Here is a 20,110-nt window from a genome sequence, read left to right on the forward strand (position 1 = left end):
ATAATAAATAAGGCTTTTTGTAAAGTGCCTATTTATGTATAGTATTACTTTAAGCAGTATTGACTTTTTGATTTTTTTATTTATCATGTTCGATTATCAAAAAAACTGATTTTTTAAAAAATGACGTTTTTCTGATAAAATTTTATTTTAAGGACTTTTGTTTTATGTGCGGAATAGTTGGATATATAGGGGATAATAATGCATCAGATATATTAATGCATGGACTCACTTCTTTGGAATACAGAGGATATGACTCTGCAGGCATATCCATAGCAGATTCTAATAATAATATTATTACTTTCAAAGCCGAAGGAAAACTTGAAAATTTGAAAAATATTTTAAAAAATGAAAAAAATATAAACTCAAATGTAGGAATAGGACATACAAGATGGGCAACACATGGAGCACCATCGGATATTAATGCCCACCCTCATTTCACAGAAAGGCTTTCACTTGTACATAATGGTATTATAGAAAATTATAAAGATATAAAAAATGATTTAATAAAAAAAGGATATAAATTTTTATCAGAAACGGATACCGAAGCTGCTGCAAATTTAATAGATTCATTATATGAAGGTGATCCTTTAACTGCCATAAAAAAGGCTTTAGAAATCATAGAAGGTTCATATGCATTTGCTATAATTTTTAAAGATGATGTAAATAAATTATATGCTGTTAGAAAATCTGCTCCTTTAATAGTTGCTTTAGGGGAAGATGAAAATTTCTTAGCTTCAGATATACCGGCAATATTGAAATATACAAATAAATATGTCTTGATAGATGACGGAGATATAGCTATTTTAGAAAAAAATAAAATAACTATATATGATGAAAACTTAAAAGAAAAAGATTATAAAGTACTTGAGGCAAATTGGACTGTAGAACAGGCTGAAAAATGCGGATATGAACATTTTATGCTTAAAGAAATTAATGAGCAGCCTAAAGCTCTTCTTGACACCATAGAGCCTAGAATAGTTCATGGTATTCCAGATTTCAAAAGAGACGGAATTGAAGATGAAAGTTTTTGGACATTCTTTGACAGAGTTTATATAATAGGATGCGGTACTGCTATGCATGCAGCTATGATAGGAAAAAGACTTATAGAAGATAATTGCAGAATACCTGTAGAATGCGAAATAGCTTCTGAGTTCAGATATAAAAATCCTATACTAACTGAAAAAACTCTTTCAATATTCATATCACAATCCGGAGAAACTGCTGATACTTTAGCGGCTTTAAATTTAGTTAAAGAAAAAGGATACAAAACTTTAGCTATAGTTAATGTTAATAGTTCTTCTATAGCTAGAAATGCAGATTATGTTATATATACTTATGCAGGCCCTGAAATATCTGTGGCTTCTACAAAGGCTTATTCTGTACAAATGGCTATAATGTATTTGATAACTTTTAAAATAATATCTGCAAGAAAAATCAAAGATAATGATTATATAAAAATTCTAATAAAAAATTTACTCAACACTATTGATTCTGTAAATAAAGTTCTCACTATGAATGATGAAATCAAATCACTATGCTATGATTATAAAGAAGCTAACAGCATATTTTTTATAGGAAGGGATTTAGATTATTATCAGGTAATGGAAGGAGCTTTAAAAATGAAAGAGATAAGCTATATTCATTGCGAGGCTTATGCAGGAGGAGAACTCAAACATGGCGCTATATCTCTTATCACAGATAATACTCCTGTAGTGGCATTGGCTATACAAGAAAAGATATTTACTAAAATGATAAGCAATACAAAAGAGGTTGTATCAAGAGGAGCCAATGTTTTACTTTTTGCTAAAGAAGGGGCTGATATAGATAAAGATTCATATAAAAAAATAGTATATCTTCCTAAAGTTGAGGATATGTTTATGCCAATAGTTTCCATTGTGGCATTACAATTATTAGCTTATCATACATCTGTAATAAGAGGATGCAATGTTGATAAACCTAGAAATTTAGCAAAAAGTGTTACAGTTGAATAAATAATACAAAAATTAAAAATCTTGTATTTTATTAAATATTTATTTCAGCTTATTTATATTTTATTAAAATACAGGATTTTTTATTTAACTAAATAAATAATTATTATAATTGTATTTTTTTATTAATTGATTTATTATTAACATAATTATTAGAATATTAGAACTTTTATTTTATTATTTAATATCTTAATTATATAAGGAAAATATTTTGAGAACTATAAGACTTGATATAGAAACTAGAGAAAAAGGATTTTTATCACCTGCTGCATCTTTCTCAGCAGATAGTAAAGGTACAGTATACCCTAGAGAAAAAGACGATATAAGAACTATTTATATGCAGGATAGAGACAGAATAGTACATAGCGAATATTTTAGACGCCTTAAAGATAAAGCCCAAGTTATAATGCTTTCAGTTGGTGATTTCAGGACAAGACTAACTCATACTCTTGAAGTTATGCAAATAGCAAGAAGCATAGCAAGAGCTTTAAGACTAAATGAAGATTTAACAGAGGCTATTGCATTCGGACATGATTTAGGACATTCCCCATTCGGACATGCAGGAGAGAGGGCTATATCAAAATATTTCAAAGGTTTTCATCATTCTTCACATTCTTTAAGAGTAGTAGAGCATCTTGAAAAAGGCAAAGGATTAAATTTAAGTTTTGAAGTACGCGACGGTATCATAAAGCATACCAAAGGAAAAAACGGAAAACTTATTGCTGACTCATCAGGACCTTCAACTAATGAGGGTATGATAGTAAGAATATCAGACACCATAGCTTATGCCAACCATGATGTTGATGATGCTATAAGATACGGACTTCTTAAATATGAAGACTTACCTAAAGATATAGTTAAAGTTCTTGGCACTACTTATGGTGAGAGAGCTGACACTATGATTATGGGTGTTATAGAAGCCAGCATGGAAAAGATGGAAATTGATATTGATGAAAAAGTTTTGAAGGCTATTAATGATTTAAGAGCTTTCATGTTTAAAACTGTTTATGAAAGCAAAGCAATACTTGAAGATGTTGAAAGAGTAAACAGAATAATATCAACAATATTTGAATATTTATTAAAGCATAAAGATATTATAGAAGAAGATACTTTATTCAAAAAAGCAGATATACCTTATAACAGCGATGAAGAATTAGTAAAAGATTATGTTGCACATCTCACAGATTCTGAAGCCATTAATCTTCATAAAAAAATAACTTATGGAAAATTTAATTATATATAAACCTAAAAACAAAGAAGAATTAAAAAAATTAACTGATGATGAAAATATAAATCTATACAATATAGATACAAGTCTTATAAAAGATATGAGCTTTTTATTCAAAGAAAGCAAAAGAAAGAATTTTGAAGGCATAGAAAATTGGAATACTTCAAATGTTTATGATATGATTGGTATGTTTAAAGATGCTCATTACTTCAATAATGATTTGAATAATTGGGATACTTCAAACCTTAAAAAAATTTCATATATGTTTTTTAATGCATCAGCTTTCAATAAATATCCTGATAAATGGAATCTTGATAATATAAAAGAAGCTTATGATGTATTTAATAATGATATTGATATAAATAAACTTCCTCTTAATCTTAGAATCAATCTATATTATGAAGATTTTGATAAAATAAAAGATATTGATATAAAAGATATATACAAAACTATTATTACTTCTAAAAACAGAAAAGTTATAGCCTTTAGAACAAAATTAGAAAAAGAACATTATAATGAACTTGAAAGCATTATAGAATACAGAGAAAAAATAGAATCCCAAAATGAAGTAAAGTTTAATAGCATAGAAGAAGTTCAGGATTATGTTAACAATAATTATGAAGAATATTTTGATAAAAATTTAAAATTTATTAAAGATGAATATGATATTCTCTCAAGAGATAAAACTAAAAAGATTGATATTAAAATAATTAAATTCATTTACGGAAATTATTTGAAAGTTAAAGACAATGTAATTAGATTAAAAACTATAGACAATATCATAGATTTAATAGATATAGAAAGTTTCAGGAATACTGCATATAAAATATTTGAAAATGACAGAAGTAAAATCGCTTCAAGAATAATAGTAGGAATATATGGAAAAGGAAATATTATAAAAGATTATGCTAAAAGTATTCAAGGCAAAGAATTTTATCCGCGTTCATATTATATTTATATTTTGGCTTTAAATGACGGAAAATATGCTTTAAGTTTAATAGATGAAATGGCTAGAAAATCAAAGATTGAAAGCGTTAGAAATGCCTCTAATTCAGCACTAGATGTTATAGCCGATAGAATGAAAATAAATAGAGATGAGTTAAGCGGTTTATTAATTCCTGATTTTTCATTGAATAAAAACGGAGAGAGAATAATAAATATAGAAGATAAAAAATATAAAATATCCGTCAATTCAAAAATGTCTGTTGATATATACGATATAACAGAAAAAGAAAAAATATTAAAAACTATTCCAAAAACTTTTTCATCTGAATTAAAATCAGAAATAAACTTCATGAAAAAAGAAATAAAAAATATTGTAAAAAGAGAAAGAGAAAAAATATTAATGCTTCTTATGAACGGAAGAAAATTGAGTTATGATTTTTGGAAAAAGATTTATATTGATAATTCATTTTTGAGTCAGTATTCTGTAAATTTATTTTGGAACTTATACGATGAGAATGAAAATTTTATAAATATTTTTAGATATTTAGGAGATGGAAGTTTCATTGATATAAATGATGATTATATAACATTGAATGAAAATAATTTAATAAGTTTATCCTCCCCTACTGAAATAAATAAAGATTCAATAATAAAGTGCATCAATCAATTATCTGATTATGAAATAGCACAGCCTATTAAACAGATTCAAATAATAGATAATTTAGAAGACGAGTTCAATAAATATAATAACATAACAGCAACAGTATCAAATATAAAAAATTTCGCTTCTCAATTTGCATTTAAAGAAATTTCTGAATATTATGAAGAAGTTAATGGTTATGAATACTTAGATAATTACAGCGGCTTATCATTATATATAGAAGCTCCTTTTAATAGAAATTCAAATTACAATGATGAAATTGATATAAAAATATCTATTCAAGGCAGAAACGAGAATAATAAACATTTATTTTACAGATTTATGTACGGAAGCATTTTGATTTTGGAAAATTTGATTAAATAGTTTTATATAAAGTTTGATTTAATAAAAGCGAGACGGAGCAGATAGCAGCTTTAGCTGGCATCTATTGTTAGTAGAGGCAAACATAATAATAAAAAAAATATTCAATAAATCTATTGTATAAAAACGCAATTAATTATAATATTGACAAGTTAAAAATAAAAATAAAGTTGGTTATAATAATATATGAATAATATTGAATTTAATGATAAACCTAGAGAAGAATGCGGAGTTTTTGGTATTTATTCTAAAGAAATAAAGAAAGATATATTAAAAACATTAAATTATGCACTTTATTCCTTACAGCATAGAGGACAGGAAAGTGCAGGTATTACCGTATCAAATTACAAACATTTATTTACTTATAAATCTATGGGGCTTGTATCAGACCTATTTTCAAGCAATATACCTAAAGATACAGAAGGAAATATTGCTATAGGACATGTAAGATACTCTACTACAGGTGCTAGTAAAATAGAAAATGCTCAGCCTCTTGAAAACCTTTTCAGATTAGGACAAATTGCCATAGCTCATAATGGAAATTTAACTAATGCTGAAGAATTAAGATATGAACTTGAAGAAGGAGGAGCAACATTCAATGCCACTTCCGATACAGAAGTTATTATAAAACTTATAGCTAGAAAAACAGTTAGTAACTTTATAGAAGGTATTAAAGAATGCGTTAATATTATAAAAGGTGCTTTTGCTCTTGTTATAGTAGTAGATGGTAAGCTTATAGGTGTAAGAGACCCATATGGAATAAGACCTTTATGTTTGGGTACTAATGCTAACGGCGATTATTTTCTAGCCTCTGAGTCTTGTGCTTTGGATGCTGTAGGATCTAAATTTATAAGAGATATAGAAGCAGGAGAAATGGTTATAATAGATGAAGAAGGCGTAAAATCATTTAAATATGCTAAAGATAAGGTTAAACATTATCCTTGTGCTTTTGAACATATATATTTTGCACGCCCTGAAAGCAATATAGACGGCATTAATGTTTATAATGTAAGATTCCAAACAGGTGTATTGCTTGCCAAGAAAAATAAAATAGATGCTGATATAGTTATAGGTGTTCAGGACTCTGGTACAATAGCAGCATTAGGATTTGCTAAAGAAAGCGGCATTCCATATAGCATAGGTTTGGTAAAAAATAGATATATAGGAAGAACTTTCATAATGCCTGAACAATCTTCAAGAGAAGAAACAGTTAAATTAAAATTCAATCCTTTAAGACATTTAATAGATGGAAAAAGAGTAATACTTATAGATGACTCATTGGTTAGAGGAACTACAAGCAGAATATTAATAGATATTGTTAGAAAAGCAGGTGCTAAAGAGGTGCATTTCAGATCTGCTTCACCTGTTATAAAAAGTCCTTGCTACTATGGAGTTGATATATCTTCTAAAAAAGAGCTTATAGGAGCTAAACTCTCTGTAGAAGAAATCAGAAAAGAAATTAATGCTGATACTTTAGAATATCTCACTATAGAAGATATGCTTGAAGCTTTACAAAATCAGAATTACTGTATAGGCTGTTTCACAGGAGAATATCCTACTGAAATACCAAACAAACCTTTAGCTGAAAAAACTTGCTGACATAATAAAAATATTTATGTACTAATTGACTTTTTTATCAATAAATTTATTATATAATTATGAAAACATATAATAAAGTTGAGGTTAGAAATTATTATGAAAGAAGTTTCTTATAAAATTTGTATGAATGAAGAAGAGTTAGTAAATGCTCTTATGTCAGATGATGATGTTATTTATATAGAACATAAGCTTGGAAATAAAGTTTCTAACATAAAAAATACAGGAAAAATAGCATGGGGCGTTCTTATAGGAGGCGTTTTAGTTGCTGCTACTGCTATAGTATCATCAAAGAAATTCGGAAAAGATAAAGCATTAATAGCTTCTTCCATAGCTACTATTCCTTCTGCAGGCGTGGCAATTATATATATAGGACTTCCGTCTACTATATCATTAATACAAATAATTATTCAGGCATATAAGAAAAATGACGGTATTAACGGTGCTAAAGATTTAGTATTAAAATTAAGAAATAACTATTATATAGCTGAGAAAGACAGAGAAAAACTTACACTTAAAAAAACTGCCGATGAAAAAGTCAAAGAAGTAAAAATAACAGAGATTAAAAAAGCAAAAGAAGAAAAATAAAATTTAATTAATAATAATTAAAAAGACTTTGCTGAATATTAAAATCAAGCAAAGTCTTTATTTTTATTAAAACTATAAATTATAGATTATTAAGTCTATTTAAAACTTCTATATAAGCCTCTTCAATAGAACCTAAATCTCTTCTAAATCTGTCTTTATCTAATTTTTTACCAGTTTCTTTATCCCAGAATCTGCAAGTATCAGGAGTAATTTCATCAGCTAAAAGTATTTCACCTTTATCGTTTTTACCAAATTCTACTTTGAAGTCAACTAAAGTAATACCTATTTTATCTAAAGCATCTTTTAATAAATTATTAACTTTTGCAGTTACTTCATAAATATATTTTAATTCATCATAAGTAGCAAGCTTCAAAGCAACAGCATGATGATCATTGATTAAAGGATCACCGTATTCATCATTTTTATAGCAAATTTCAAATATAGTATTAGGAGGAACTGTACCCTCTTCTATGCCAAGTCTTTTAGCCATAGAACCTGCTATTAAATTTCTAACAATTACTTCCAATGGGAAAATTTTAACTTTCTGACAAAGCTGTTCTCTGTCGCTTAATTTTTCTATAAAATGTGTTTTAATTCCATTTTTTTCAAGCATTTTGAAAAGTAAAGTTGTTATTTCATTATTCATAACCCCTTTATCTTTTATAGAGCCTTTTTTTTCTCCATTGAAAGCAGTAGCATCATCTTTATAATACACGATTATTTCATCAGCATTATCTGTAGCATAAATCTTTTTAGCTTTTCCCTCGTACATCATTTCTTTTTTTTCTTTAGACATATATTAACTCCTATTATAGTTAAACTTTTTATATATATTCTATTTATTATATATCTTTTTTAATTATTTTACTATATAGTATTTTAAAAATAAAAACTCATTAAATATCAAATTCAATAGGCTTTTCATTATCAGCAATAAAATCTTCTTTCATTTTCTGTCTGTAAGCAATTAATTTATTTTTAATATCGCTATATTTTAAAGCAAGCATTTCTACAGCAAGCATACCTGCATTATAAGAATTATTAATACCAACAGTAGCAACAGTAATAGGTTTAGGCATCTGCACTATAGAAAGTAAAGCATCCATTCCGTCAAGATTGCTTGCACTAATAGGAACTCCTATAACAGGAAGTATTGTTTTTGAAGCTATTACACCAGGTAAATGAGCAGCAAGTCCTGCACCAGCTATTATTACTTCATAATTATTTTCTTCTATATGTTTTATAGTTTTTTCAAGATGTTCAGGCACTCTATGAGCAGAAAGAACAAAGGCTTTATATTCTATTCCAAATTCTTTTAAACAAGAAGCAGCATTTTTCATTTTATCAGTATCAGATCTGCTTCCAAATATTATAGCAACTTTCATGTTTTCTCCTAATAATAAATTTCAATATATTATAAATAAAAATATAGTATAGTCAAATATTATTAAGAAAATTAATATAAGAAAAATAAAAAAGTAAATTTATTTTTTTATGATATGATCCATAGACTTAGTGTCTTTACTTCCGCATTTTGGACATTTAGCACCAAACCCAAATAAATTAAGAACGGAAGGTCTTTTTTAGAAGAAAAAATTTTCCGCATGAATTGCATTTATACATAAAAGTCGGATTAAAAGGAAGCATAATAAACTCATAAATTAATTTTTATATAATAGTATTATAGTATATATGCATGACAGTTTTTGACATAATATTAAAAATGGGTTACTTTTAAATAAATAAAAATAACCCATTTTTTATATAAAATTATAATAATGATTCTATAAATTGTTTTGCTACTCTAGGACTTCTTCCTGCACTTCTTATAGCATAGCCTTCAGCCTGTTTTATTAATTCATCTTTATCCATTTTTATATTATTAATTTCAGCATAAGAAAGTACAATGTCTGTAAATAAATCTTTATCAGGTCTTTGATATGTTATTATTATACCGAATCTATTAGTTAAACTCATTATCTGCTGAATAGTATCTTCTATATGAATATCATCTCCTGTTCTATCTTGGAAATTTTCTTTTATTAAATGTCTGTAATTTGAAGTAACATAAACTACAACATTTGAGGGGAAAGAATTAACTCCTCCTTCAAGTATAGCTTTTAAATATGAAAAAGTATCATCATTTGAAGAAAATGTTAAATCATCTATAAATATTATAAATTTAAGAGGACTAAAACTCAAATCTTCTATTATATCAGTTATAAATGATAATTGACTTTTTTTAACTTCTATAAGTCTTAATCCATCATCTTTAAACATATTTGCTACTGCTTTTATAGTGCTGCTTTTTCCTGTTCCGGCATCTCCGTAAAGAAGTATATTATTTGCTTTTTTACCTTCAAGAAGACTTTTAGTATTTGCTATAACCTTGCTTCTCTCTCTTTCATAGCCATATAAATGTTTTATATCCTGCATATCCTGATGTTTAGCAGGTATTATATTCTTTTTGTCATCGAGAGTAAACATATTATTATTATAAAATATTCCATGACCTTTTTTAGACATTTCTTCTATATGTTTTTTATATAATTCATAAAAGTTTATTTCATCACAGTCTAATTTTGATATTTGACTTGAATATTCTTCTGAAAATAATGTATTAAAGTCAAATGAAGATAAAAATTCAAAAAAATTTAATTCATTTTTTAATGACTCTTCCAAATTATAATCTAAATTATCTTTCTTTATATATTTACTTATATAAATATTATCATCTTTAAATATATAAGTTAATAAATAATCAGCTATATTATTATTATGTTTAAAAAGTTCATATAAAAAGTCTGAATAATAATCTATCAATTTTATTTCATTGTTTTTATTATCATCATCATAAGCTTCTAAAAACTTAATTAGCTTTTTTATTACTTTATTTTTAAGTATATCCCTAAATATTACTATACTAGAAAACCCTATTCTCATCTTTACTATTTTATCATTCATAATATTTTCCATTCCATTTTTAATTTTCCGATTATTGTAAATTTATTACAAAAATATTCAAGTATTTTAATTTTATTTTTAATTTTTTCTACACTACTGTAATATTTTATTAATTTATATGCTATAATAATTGTATTATAAATTATTCGATTCCGAAAATTGTAAAAAGTATATGAATAAATGAGGTTGAATATGAAAATAAGGACAAGGTTTATTATATTTGGTATTTACACTTTTGCTGTTACTATTCTATTAATATATCTTCAGTTTAGAATAGTAAGAAGTGTTACAGAATATAGTAATATATATCAGCATACTATAAAATCATCTGCTATAGCAAGACAGTATCAGCAAAATTCAGCCTATTTAACTCAATTTGTTAGAAGTTATGTAGCAACTGCTAATCAAAAATACGAACAAGCATATAATGACTGTATAGGAATATCAGGCGGAACAAAGCCTACACCAATGAATTATGACAGAGGATTATATTGGTCTCTATACTTAGGAAGCGGTACTAAACCATATCAAGACGGACAGACAAAATCATATGCAGATGTTATGAAAGAACTTAACTTCTCTCAGGATATGTTTGATCTTTTGGCTTTATCAAAAAGCAGATCTGAAGAATTGGTAAAATTAGAAGTTCAGGCTATGGATATAATAAAATCAATACCAAGAAATGCAGACGGAACTATACCTGATGAATATAAGGCAAGACAATTAGAAGCCATAGAATTAGTTAATGGTGATGAATATGAAAGAAGAGTTTCAGAGATAATGACTCCTATAAGCCAGTTTTTTGATAAATTAGAAAGCGATAATGCTATAAAGTTACGTGCGGCAGCTTATGAAGTAAGAAATGATACTATATTATTTTTTATAGGTTTATTATTAGTAGGTTCATCTGTTGTAGTGTTCTTGGCTTCTTTAGGAAAAACTATAGGAAAAAATTTAAGATTATGCGTAGAATTAGCTTCTGAAATATCTAATGGTAATTTGACAGCAGAAATAGATGAGAGATTATGCAAAGGTAATGGAGAATTTGCTTCATTACTTAAAAGTTTCAGAGATATGATATCACATTTAAGAGAAATTATTTCAAGAGTATTACAAAGCTCTAAAGAAATATCTGAAGCTGCTACAGAAATAGCACAAGGAAATACTGACTTATCAACAAGAACAGAAATGCAGGCTTCTCATTTGGAAGAAACAGCTTCTTCTATGGAACAGATAGCATCTACTATAAAATCTTCTGCTGATAATTCTGTAAGAGGAAATCAAATGATGCAGGATTCTGAAAAATCTGTTCAGGAAGCCGGAGAAATAATTGAAGCTACTACAAATAACATAGAACTTGTATTTGAAGCAAGTAATAAAATCACAGACATTACAAAAATAATAGAAAATATAGCATTCCAAACTAATATATTAGCTCTTAATGCTGCTGTAGAGGCTGCAAGAGCAGGAGAACAAGGTAAAGGTTTTGCTGTTGTTGCTACTGAAGTTAGAAACCTAGCTCAAACTAGTCAGTCTTCTGTTAAAGATATTACTTCTCTTATAGCAGATGCTAATGAGAAAATAAAAACAGCTACAGAAACTGCCAGAAAATCCAAAGAAATATTTATGGACATAGAACAAAAAATAGAAGATACCTCTAGAATTATGCAGGATATTAGTGCTATGGCAGTAGAACAGCAGGCAGGAGTTGATCAAGTTAATGTAGCAGTATCTCAAATGGATCAATCCACTCAGCAGAATGCTGCTTTAGTAGAACAGGCAACAGCTTCTTCTGAAGGATTAATGGGACAAGCTAAAGAATTAGTTGATTTAATGCATTTCTTTAAAGTGTAATATAAAAAATATTTATTCATATAAAAACAATAACGGTATCATTTACTGTTATTGTTTTTTTATTATATTAAAAAAAATAATATTTTGCTATTAATTATAGCATTTTAATTAATCATATTATATAATTGATATCGTTATTTGATTTTTAATAAAAAACAATGGAGATATATCTATTATGACATTTACAGATTTAATTATGACTTTAAATAAATTTTGGAGCGAGAACGGATGTATAATACAGCAGGGATATGACTTAGAGGTAGGAGCAGGTACATTTAACCCAGCAACAGCATTAAGAGCATTAGGACCAGAGCCTTTCAGTGTAGCCTATGTAGAACCATCAAGAAGACCAACAGACGGAAGATACGGAGAAAATCCTAACAGACTTCAGCATTATTATCAGTATCAAGTTATAATGAAACCATCTCCAGAAAATATTCAGGATTTATATATACAAAGTTTGGAAGCATTAGGAATAAGCTTTAAAGATCATGATATAAGATTCGTTCATGATGACTGGGAATCCCCTACTCTAGGTGCTTGGGGCTTAGGTTGGGAAGTATGGCTTGATGGTATGGAAATAACTCAGTTTACATACTTCCAAGCTGTTGGAGGAATAAATTTAAAACCTATAACAGGTGAAATTACTTACGGACTTGAAAGAATATGTATGTATTTGCAAAATATAGATAATGTTTATGACTTGGAATGGGGACATGGAATAAAATACGGTGATGTACATTTACAAGGAGAAAAAGAATTTTCTAAATACAATTTTGAAGTTGCTGATACTGATATGTATTTCAGACATTTCAAAGAATACGAAGAAGAATGCGATAGATGCTTGGCTAATGGATGTGTACTTCCTGCTTATGATATGGTTATGAAAAGTTCGCATGTATTTAATATGCTAGATGCTAGAAATGCTATAAGCGTAACAGAAAGAGCCGGATATATTGCTAGAGTAAGAGAACTTATGAAAAAAGTTTCTGCTGCTTATATAGAATCAAGAGAAAAATTAGGTTATCCATTAATAAAAAATAAGTAAGTTATTTATTTAAAAATTATTATTTATTATAATATTATTACTAAAGACTATATATTAATTGTTTTATTAAGTTTTTAAAGCGATAATAAAAAAATATTAATTATAAGGCTGTCATTTATATAATGGCAGCTTTTTATTTTTATTTTGTAATGCTTTATAATTATAAATTTAATTATTTTTTGTTATAATTGGTTTATCTTAAATATATCTTTATATTACCGGTTTATTTTTATATTCAATATTTATTGTACATATTAATATAAAATATAACAAATACATTATTACTTTTTAATATGAAAAAGGTTATTTTTATTATATATAATATTGACATTATTTTTTTATCTTGTATAATATTATTAGTAATTAATACTATTAAGTAATTATTTTTAAAAAAGGAGACTAATATTATGCCTAGTTTTGCAAATCCGTTTAATGCAAATGTTAATAGAAAAGTGACTAAAGAAGAATTAATACAAGCTGTAAGACTTGATATTGCTGGAGAATTGGAGGCTATATATCTGTATGATGCTCATGTTATGGCTACAGATGATCCGGTTGCAAAGGCAGTATTAGCTGACATAAGAGATGAAGAAAAAGCACATGTCGGAGAGCTTATGGCTTTGCTTAGACATTTAGACCCTAAAGAAGCAGAACATTTTGAATCCGGACAATTAGAAGTTAAAGAGATGATGGAAGAGCTTGGAATAAAAGAACCTAATTTATCCGGACTTACAGTTGGAAGTTTGAAAAAAGACTGATAAGTTTTAAAAATTATTAATACAAGGAGGAATATATGGATTATTTAGCTAGAGAAAGTTCGCCTTTTGAAGAAAGTTTTTGGCAGAATATAGATAAAGTTGTTGTTGAAACAGCAAGCAGAACACTTATAGGAAGAAGATTTTTATCTATTTATGGGCCTCTCGGTGCAGGTGCTATAAGCGTTCAATATGATAAGAGCGACAGAGAAGAAGTTTTTGAAGATGGTTTCGTAAAAACTTCAGGAAGAAAATCTGTTGAGCTGCCTCAAATTTATCAGGATTTCACTCTATTATGGAGAGATTTGGAAAATAATATTTCAAATAAACTTCCTTTAGATTTATCAATAGTATCTCAGGCTGCTCAGACACTTGCTAATAAAGAAGACAATTTAATATTCAATGGAAATGATTTTCTTGAATTAAAAGGTATACTTAATGCTGAAGGAGCACAAAAATTACAAATCTCTGATTGGGGACAAGGTGAGAATCCTTATACTGATATAGTTAAAGCTATAAATATGATTAGAGAAAAAGGCATTGTTGGAAGATTCGTACTATGTTTAAGCCAATCATTATATTTTGACCTACAGAGAATACAGCAAGGAACTGGAATGACAGAAGCTCAAAGAATATCTAGTATGATTGGAAATCTTTACAATGTACCTGTTATAAAAGGAAAGAAAGCTGCATTGATTTGTGCTGAACCTCAATATATGGATTTAGCTGTTGGAATAGATATGTCTACTGCATATTTAGAACAGAAGGATTTAAATCATAGCTTTAGAATAATGGAAACTATAATACCTAGAATAAAAGACTCTAATGCAATAGTTGTTTTAGAATAGTTTGTTTCATAATAACTCTTTAAAAATTATAAAACCTGCAGATAAATAAATCTGCAGGTTTTGTTTTTATGATATTGTTTTTTTATTAATTTACTATATAATCTAATAAAATGTTAAATGCCATTTCAATTCAAAATATAATAGCTTTATGTTCTTATAAAGCAAGCAAGCAAGCAAGCAAGCAAGCAAGCAAGCAAGCAAGCAAGCAAGCAAGCAAGCAAGCAAGCAAGCAAGCAAGCAAGCAATAATCTAATATATTTTCATTTATATAAATATCTATTTTCTTATATAGGTACATCATTTAATTGCATATCATGTTATGCAATCGGTTACATTTTAACATTTTTCAAAATTAATTATAAACATATACAATATGAGGTCTAAAATGTCATACCATTGCGAATGTGAACAATGTAAAAATAAAGAATTTAATCCTGAAGATTATATTATAAAAGAAGAAGATTTCAAAGTACTAGATGAAGAACGCCCTTTAGGTATATCAGGACATTTAAGAGTAAAAGATGAGGCTATGAGCTTAGCTGAATGTATAGATTCATGCATTGATGCCTTAGATGAACTTATAATCACATATAATAAATCAACTGACAATACAGAAGAAATATTAAAAGAATATGCACAAAAATATCCTGATAAAATAAGACTTTATTATTATAAGCCTAATATAATTTTATATGATAATAATAAGTATTTGGAAAAATTTCCTATTTTGCATAATTTATGTAATTATTATAATTATGGCTATATAAAAATAAAATATAAATACTATATGAAAATAGATGCTGATCAAATATATTTTACTGATAAATTATTAAGTATTAGGAAAGCTTTATTTAAAGATATTTCAAAAGAAATATCAGAACTTAATTTTTATAATAAACTTCTATGGTTTATCCCTATTAGAAAAATAAGATCTATATTGAGATATAAAAAAGAGAAAAAACTATTAAATAAAATTTTAAATAGTAATTATATTGATCTTGATAAAATTTCTGATATTTATGATCTAATATTATATTATAAACTTATTATAAGAAAAAGTTGCTATTTTTCATTAGGCGGAATTAACTTAATAAAATTTAATAATAAACTTTGTTTGAATACTGGTAATCTATTAAATGGATGTGTAGGAGATCATAGTATATGGATTCCAAATAGTAAATCAAAATATATAATGGAAAAAAATGCTGTTACAGAAAATATTCATTTGGATGATAAATTCCATATATGCGGTACTGGAATTTTATGGGTTCATTTAGGAGACATAAAAAAACAACATAGTTTAGCAAAAGGATTTGATGTAATCTATTACGAAGATATAAATAGAAAAGAAAATTTCATATATAAAGTTGCTATACCAATGATACATATGTATTATAAAGATCATTTTTTTGATAATGATAAAAAATATTTAACAAAAGAATTTTATGACAGATTTTTAAAGAAACCTCTTGAATATGCAATAAAAAATCAAGATAAATTATGGTAATTACATATAGATTATGATATTAATTCATATGTAAAATATATAGTATTTATAATATAGTTTTCACTTATTATAATTAATATTTCTATCAATTATTATTAAATATAATTTGTTCTCTATAAGTTTTATTTTTATATATTGTTTTTTTATTAATTTACTATATAATTTATTAAAATGTTAAATACAATTTCAATTCAAAATATAATAGCTTTATGTTCTTATAAAGCAAGCAAGCAAGCAAGCAAGCAAGCAAGCAAGCAAGCAAGCAAGCAAGCAAGCAAGCAAGCAAGCAAGCAAGCAAGCAAGCAAGCAAGCAAGCAAGCAAGCAAGCATCTAATAAAAATTGTAAATTCAAACAAAAACCTATTTTCTCTTATAGGTGTACTAGTCTATTGCATAATATTATATTTAATAAAATTTTACTTCAAAATAACTACAATTTTCAATACAAAATTATTAATGATATAATCTAGGAGTATAAAATGTCATACCATTGCGAATGTGAACAGTGTAAAAATAAAGAGTTTAATCCTGAAGATTATATTATAAAAGAAGAAGATTTCAAAGTACTTGATAAAGAACGTCCTTTAGGTATATCTGGACATTTAAGAGTAAAAGATGAGGCTATGAGCATAGCTGAATGTATAGATTCCTGCATTGATGCCTTAGATGAACTTATAATCACATATAATAAATCAACTGATAATACGGAAGAAATTTTAAAAGAGTATAAAAATAAATATCCTGACAAAATAAGGATTTATTATTATGCTCCAAATTTAATAAAATATGATAAAGATGAATATATTACAAAATATTCTGAATTACATTATTTATATAATTATTATAATTTTGGTTATGTAAAAATAAAATATAGATATTATATGAAAATAGATGCTGATCAAGTATATTTTACAAAAAAATTACTAGATATAAGGGAAGCATTATTAATAGACATAAACGATAAAAGAAATATTGATACCAAAATATTATCTTTTCTAAAAATTGATAAAATAGCATGGTATATTCCAATAAAAAAACTAAGAAATACTTTCAGATCTTATTTCATAAAAAAAATCTTTAATAAAGACATAATTCCTGAAATGTTTGCATATGAATATCTATTTTCATTTAAAGAACTTATAATATATAATAGGATTAAAAGCGTAGATGATTTTAGTTTAGAACTTGGAGGATTTAATACTATTATAAATAATGATGAATTATTATTATATACAGACGATTTCATATTTAATGGATGTGTAGGAGACCATAATATATGGAAGCCTGATTCAAATTATAAATATCAATTGTATACTGCAAACGGTTTAGAAATAATTAATAAGTTAAGACCAACAGTTATAATTGGATTTTGTTGGATTCATTTTGGTTTTATAAAAAGAAGAATTACATTGAATAGTAAATTACATATAGATGTTTTAAACATAAAAAATACAACTTGGAAAGATATGAAAGATATTATATTATCTGTTAATAATAATAAATATAATTCAGAATTTGCTAAAAATACATATTTGATCTTTGGTGATAAATATTTCGATATTGATAAAAAATATGTTACAAAAGAATTTTATAATAGATATTTAAAAAAACCTCTTGAATATGCTATAAAAAATCAAGATAAGTTATGGTAATTATTTATACTTTATGATCCGCTCTATTATTACGCCTATTAATATAGTGAATATTCCAAGTATGATAAAAAATATCCAAGCATTCATTTCTAAATAAAAATATTCAAAATATCTTATATACATATTTAAAATAATGAAAAATATAGAATATCTTACTATTGAAGAAATTTTTAATTTATAGCCTATTATAAAAGTTATTATATCTGATACAAAAAACAAAATACTATATATTAATAATTCCATAGTCTTAGGTTTAAATATCATAACTTCATTTGAATTTCCCAATATAGACATTACAGCAAGTATTATATTCAAATATAATATACCAACCGTATAATATATGATTGAGAAATTATAATATCTCTCCCCTAATTTTTTATTTATATTAGTTATACCTATTAAAAACATTAATATGCTTGTTATAATAAATCTTATATAATTATTAATATTGAAAGTTATTTCCGGTATAATATCGAAACCTTCAAAACCATACCAAGTAATTAACCCTATAACAGCTATTGAAAGCACAGCATAATTTCTTTTTATATAAGCTATTATAAAAAATAATATTATACTTATAAGAGATAATAAAATAAAATTATCTTTATTATGAGTTATAATATATGATACAGTAAAAATAAATGCTGATAAAAATATTGAAGAAATGGCTATTATAGCAGAGGAAGTTTTAGGCAAATATATATCTTTTCTTTTAAAAATTTCGTCAATTATAAATCCCGATACAAAAAGCAAAGCAAATAAAAATGCTATAAAATAAAGAGAAAAAATATAGAAACTTATAAAGGCTATAAATCCAATTGATACCATTATAATACCTGTTATCATTATAGCTTTTATAATAGGCTGCCAATCTATATAATCATCTCTGTATCTTTTGGATAATGTTTCAAACTGCTCATCAGTTATGAGATTATCTTTATTCCATTTCTTTAATTCTTTGAGTAAAAATCTGTTTTTGCTTCCCATAATATTTAATAGTCTTTAAATATTTCGTTTTTTATAAATTTTATATTATCTAATGTATATCTAGTATAATCATTATCATTATGCTTCATAGTTCTTAAAGCTCTTATATATTTAATAAAATTCATAAAAGTATTCATTAAATTGGAAGGAACAATATTTTCAATATCAGATTTTATACTGTCATTGAAACTATCACTATTTTCTAATATTATTAAATTACAAAATTCATCTTTATGTTTGAAAAAATTATCCAAATCATTATTTTCTAAATATGAAATAAGTTCATTTAATTTATCAGCTATTAATTGTAAATCTTTGTTACTCATATATATAATTAAATATTATAATAAAATAATTGCAATAGCTAAAAACGAATATTTATAAAATAGAGTCATAAACGTAAGTAAATTTTACATTTATAGATAAATTTTATGTCTATATAAATCAACATGTAGAATAAGTATTATAAAATATATTAAAATCTATATTTTAGGTAAATTTTTTGTAAATTATATTGACAAATACCTGTTTTAGGCTATACTTATAATTGTAAAGATAATTTACATAGTTACTAACAACAATCAAATATTTATAAATTAAAGGAGATTTAACTATGACTAAAAAATTATTCGCTTTATTAATAACTTTAACTATAATTTCTACTTCAAACGCTTTTGCTGATTGGGTTGTTCCTGCTTCTTCACTTCCTCAAAAAGCTAAAAGTTTCATACAGCAAATTTATCCTGGTGTACAAATATGGAAAGTAGAAAGAGATGACGGAAAATTTGAAGTGAAATTATCAAACGGTTCTAAAATAGACTTTTTATACAATGGTGATTGGCATAGCATAGACGGCGAATATAATGCTGTACCTTTCAATGCTTTACCTGCTAATATAGCAAACACTATAAGAAATACTTATCCTCAGGCTGCTGTAATAGATGTAGAAAAAGAATGGGGCAATTACAAAGTAAAATTAAATAACTTTATGGAATTATTCATCTCTTCTAATGGACAGTTAATGGGACAGAAATTCGATGATTAATTACAAATATATTATTAATATTATTTCATGAAAAATACTAAATAAAAATAGGGGGCTATAAAAAGCCCTCTTTTTTATAGATAT

At 26.0% G+C, this 20,110-nt stretch carries 19 protein-coding genes; 12 read left to right on the forward strand and 7 right to left on the reverse strand.

Annotated features, from left to right (window positions below; genetic code table 11):
* Positions 1-164: 164 nt before the first annotated feature.
* From glmS to BHYOB78_RS10070, 5 genes are all read left to right on the forward strand, one after another.
* Complete coding sequence (gene glmS, locus BHYOB78_RS10050) at positions 165-1,991, forward strand: glutamine--fructose-6-phosphate transaminase (isomerizing) (protein WP_020064027.1); 1,827 nt, start codon at positions 165-167, stop codon at positions 1,989-1,991.
* Positions 1,992-2,199: 208 nt separating this feature from the next.
* Positions 2,200-3,231 (forward strand): deoxyguanosinetriphosphate triphosphohydrolase, encoded by a 1,032-nt coding sequence (locus BHYOB78_RS10055; protein WP_012670673.1) that lies wholly within the window; start codon positions 2,200-2,202, stop codon positions 3,229-3,231.
* Entirely contained in the window at positions 3,209-5,185 is a 1,977-nt protein-coding gene (locus tag BHYOB78_RS10060) for a BspA family leucine-rich repeat surface protein (protein WP_020064028.1), read from the forward strand. The genes BHYOB78_RS10055 and BHYOB78_RS10060 overlap by 23 nt, the downstream gene beginning before the upstream one ends.
* 183 nt (positions 5,186-5,368) lie before the next feature.
* Positions 5,369-6,781 (forward strand): amidophosphoribosyltransferase, encoded by a 1,413-nt coding sequence (gene purF, locus BHYOB78_RS10065; protein ID WP_012670675.1) that lies wholly within the window; start codon positions 5,369-5,371, stop codon positions 6,779-6,781.
* Positions 6,782-6,877: 96 nt separating this feature from the next.
* A complete protein-coding gene (locus BHYOB78_RS10070; RefSeq protein WP_020064029.1) occupies positions 6,878-7,366 on the forward strand; it encodes a hypothetical protein in 489 nt (162 codons plus the stop codon).
* A gap of 79 nt (positions 7,367-7,445) precedes the next feature.
* Here the strand turns inward: BHYOB78_RS10070 and purC are convergent, their stop codons facing one another.
* From purC to BHYOB78_RS10085, 3 genes are all read right to left on the reverse strand, one after another.
* Positions 7,446-8,162, reverse strand: a complete 717-nt coding sequence (purC, locus tag BHYOB78_RS10075) for a phosphoribosylaminoimidazolesuccinocarboxamide synthase (RefSeq protein ID WP_012670677.1) — start codon at positions 8,160-8,162, stop codon at positions 7,446-7,448.
* 100 nt (positions 8,163-8,262) lie between these two features.
* A complete protein-coding gene (gene purE / locus BHYOB78_RS10080; RefSeq protein ID WP_012670678.1) occupies positions 8,263-8,751 on the reverse strand; it encodes a 5-(carboxyamino)imidazole ribonucleotide mutase in 489 nt (162 codons plus the stop codon).
* A 385-nt stretch (positions 8,752-9,136) separates the two neighbouring features.
* Positions 9,137-10,342: an ATP-binding protein gene (locus BHYOB78_RS10085; protein ID WP_012670679.1), complete on the reverse strand. Its 1,206-nt coding sequence runs from the start codon at positions 10,340-10,342 to the stop codon at positions 9,137-9,139.
* A 180-nt stretch (positions 10,343-10,522) separates the two neighbouring features.
* Here BHYOB78_RS10085 and BHYOB78_RS10090 point away from each other — a divergent pair, with 180 nt between their 5' ends.
* The 4 genes from BHYOB78_RS10090 (at position 10,523) to BHYOB78_RS10105 (ending at position 14,835) form a co-directional block, all read left to right on the forward strand.
* Positions 10,523-12,184 carry a methyl-accepting chemotaxis protein gene (locus BHYOB78_RS10090; RefSeq protein WP_012670680.1) on the forward strand — a complete coding sequence of 554 codons (1,662 nt, stop codon included), beginning with the start codon at positions 10,523-10,525 and terminating at the stop codon, positions 12,182-12,184.
* Positions 12,185-12,359: 175 nt separating this feature from the next.
* Positions 12,360-13,232: a glycine--tRNA ligase subunit alpha gene (locus BHYOB78_RS10095; RefSeq protein ID WP_012670681.1), complete on the forward strand. Its 873-nt coding sequence runs from the start codon at positions 12,360-12,362 to the stop codon at positions 13,230-13,232.
* 407 nt (positions 13,233-13,639) lie between these two features.
* Positions 13,640-13,990 (forward strand): demethoxyubiquinone hydroxylase family protein, encoded by a 351-nt coding sequence (locus tag BHYOB78_RS10100; RefSeq protein ID WP_020064030.1) that lies wholly within the window; start codon positions 13,640-13,642, stop codon positions 13,988-13,990.
* 35 nt (positions 13,991-14,025) lie between these two features.
* Positions 14,026-14,835, forward strand: coding sequence for a family 1 encapsulin nanocompartment shell protein (locus BHYOB78_RS10105; protein ID WP_012670683.1), 810 nt, complete (start codon positions 14,026-14,028; stop codon positions 14,833-14,835).
* Positions 14,836-14,989: 154 nt separating this feature from the next.
* Here BHYOB78_RS10105 and BHYOB78_RS13615 read toward each other — a convergent pair whose 3' ends face one another.
* Positions 14,990-15,136 carry a hypothetical protein gene (locus tag BHYOB78_RS13615; RefSeq protein WP_167541831.1) on the reverse strand — a complete coding sequence of 49 codons (147 nt, stop codon included), beginning with the start codon at positions 15,134-15,136 and terminating at the stop codon, positions 14,990-14,992.
* An 84-nt stretch (positions 15,137-15,220) separates the two neighbouring features.
* On the opposite strand from BHYOB78_RS13615, the gene BHYOB78_RS10110 reads away from it, so the two are divergent.
* Positions 15,221-16,342 (forward strand): glycosyltransferase, encoded by a 1,122-nt coding sequence (locus BHYOB78_RS10110; RefSeq protein WP_020064032.1) that lies wholly within the window; start codon positions 15,221-15,223, stop codon positions 16,340-16,342.
* Positions 16,343-16,557: 215 nt separating this feature from the next.
* On the opposite strand, the gene BHYOB78_RS13620 is transcribed toward BHYOB78_RS10110, so the two are convergent.
* A complete protein-coding gene (locus BHYOB78_RS13620; protein WP_167541832.1) occupies positions 16,558-16,698 on the reverse strand; it encodes a hypothetical protein in 141 nt (46 codons plus the stop codon).
* Between the two features lie 123 nt (positions 16,699-16,821).
* Between BHYOB78_RS13620 and BHYOB78_RS10115 the strand changes: the two genes are divergently transcribed.
* Positions 16,822-17,994 (forward strand): glycosyltransferase, encoded by a 1,173-nt coding sequence (locus tag BHYOB78_RS10115; RefSeq protein WP_020064034.1) that lies wholly within the window; start codon positions 16,822-16,824, stop codon positions 17,992-17,994.
* On the opposite strand, the gene BHYOB78_RS10120 is transcribed toward BHYOB78_RS10115, so the two are convergent.
* Entirely contained in the window at positions 17,995-18,981 is a 987-nt protein-coding gene (locus tag BHYOB78_RS10120) for a DUF2157 domain-containing protein (RefSeq protein WP_020064035.1), read from the reverse strand.
* A gap of 5 nt (positions 18,982-18,986) precedes the next feature.
* Positions 18,987-19,307 (reverse strand): hypothetical protein, encoded by a 321-nt coding sequence (locus BHYOB78_RS10125; protein WP_020064036.1) that lies wholly within the window; start codon positions 19,305-19,307, stop codon positions 18,987-18,989.
* A 287-nt stretch (positions 19,308-19,594) separates the two neighbouring features.
* On the opposite strand from BHYOB78_RS10125, the gene BHYOB78_RS10130 reads away from it, so the two are divergent.
* Positions 19,595-20,026 carry a PepSY-like domain-containing protein gene (locus BHYOB78_RS10130; protein ID WP_020064037.1) on the forward strand — a complete coding sequence of 144 codons (432 nt, stop codon included), beginning with the start codon at positions 19,595-19,597 and terminating at the stop codon, positions 20,024-20,026.
* Positions 20,027-20,110: the final 84 nt, after the last annotated feature.

Source organism: Brachyspira hyodysenteriae ATCC 27164 (genome assembly GCF_001676785.2).
Taxonomy (GTDB): Bacteria; Spirochaetota; Brachyspiria; order Brachyspirales; family Brachyspiraceae; genus Brachyspira; species Brachyspira hyodysenteriae.

Excerpts from the sequence above, each read along its gene's own strand:
- BHYOB78_RS10095 (WP_012670681.1), top strand. The coding sequence starts at position 12,360 with ATGACATTTACAGATTTAATTATGACTTTAAATAAATTTTGGAGCGAG.
- glmS (WP_020064027.1), top strand. The coding sequence starts at position 165 with ATGTGCGGAATAGTTGGATATATAGGGGATAATAATGCATCAGATATA.
- BHYOB78_RS10070 (WP_020064029.1), top strand. The coding sequence starts at position 6,878 with ATGAAAGAAGTTTCTTATAAAATTTGTATGAATGAAGAAGAGTTAGTA.
- BHYOB78_RS13615 (WP_167541831.1), bottom strand. The coding sequence starts at position 15,136 with ATGATGTACCTATATAAGAAAATAGATATTTATATAAATGAAAATATA.
- purE (WP_012670678.1), bottom strand. The coding sequence starts at position 8,751 with ATGAAAGTTGCTATAATATTTGGAAGCAGATCTGATACTGATAAAATG.
- BHYOB78_RS10115 (WP_020064034.1), top strand. The coding sequence starts at position 16,822 with ATGTCATACCATTGCGAATGTGAACAGTGTAAAAATAAAGAGTTTAAT.
- BHYOB78_RS10110 (WP_020064032.1), top strand. The coding sequence starts at position 15,221 with ATGTCATACCATTGCGAATGTGAACAATGTAAAAATAAAGAATTTAAT.
- BHYOB78_RS10125 (WP_020064036.1), bottom strand. The coding sequence starts at position 19,307 with ATGAGTAACAAAGATTTACAATTAATAGCTGATAAATTAAATGAACTT.
- BHYOB78_RS10130 (WP_020064037.1), top strand. The coding sequence starts at position 19,595 with ATGACTAAAAAATTATTCGCTTTATTAATAACTTTAACTATAATTTCT.
- BHYOB78_RS10085 (WP_012670679.1), bottom strand. The coding sequence starts at position 10,342 with ATGGAAAATATTATGAATGATAAAATAGTAAAGATGAGAATAGGGTTT.
- purC (WP_012670677.1), bottom strand. The coding sequence starts at position 8,162 with ATGTCTAAAGAAAAAAAAGAAATGATGTACGAGGGAAAAGCTAAAAAG.
- BHYOB78_RS10100 (WP_020064030.1), top strand. The coding sequence starts at position 13,640 with ATGCCTAGTTTTGCAAATCCGTTTAATGCAAATGTTAATAGAAAAGTG.
- BHYOB78_RS10105 (WP_012670683.1), top strand. The coding sequence starts at position 14,026 with ATGGATTATTTAGCTAGAGAAAGTTCGCCTTTTGAAGAAAGTTTTTGG.
- purF (WP_012670675.1), top strand. The coding sequence starts at position 5,369 with ATGAATAATATTGAATTTAATGATAAACCTAGAGAAGAATGCGGAGTT.
- BHYOB78_RS10060 (WP_020064028.1), top strand. The coding sequence starts at position 3,209 with ATGGAAAATTTAATTATATATAAACCTAAAAACAAAGAAGAATTAAAA.
- BHYOB78_RS10090 (WP_012670680.1), top strand. The coding sequence starts at position 10,523 with ATGAAAATAAGGACAAGGTTTATTATATTTGGTATTTACACTTTTGCT.
- BHYOB78_RS10120 (WP_020064035.1), bottom strand. The coding sequence starts at position 18,981 with ATGGGAAGCAAAAACAGATTTTTACTCAAAGAATTAAAGAAATGGAAT.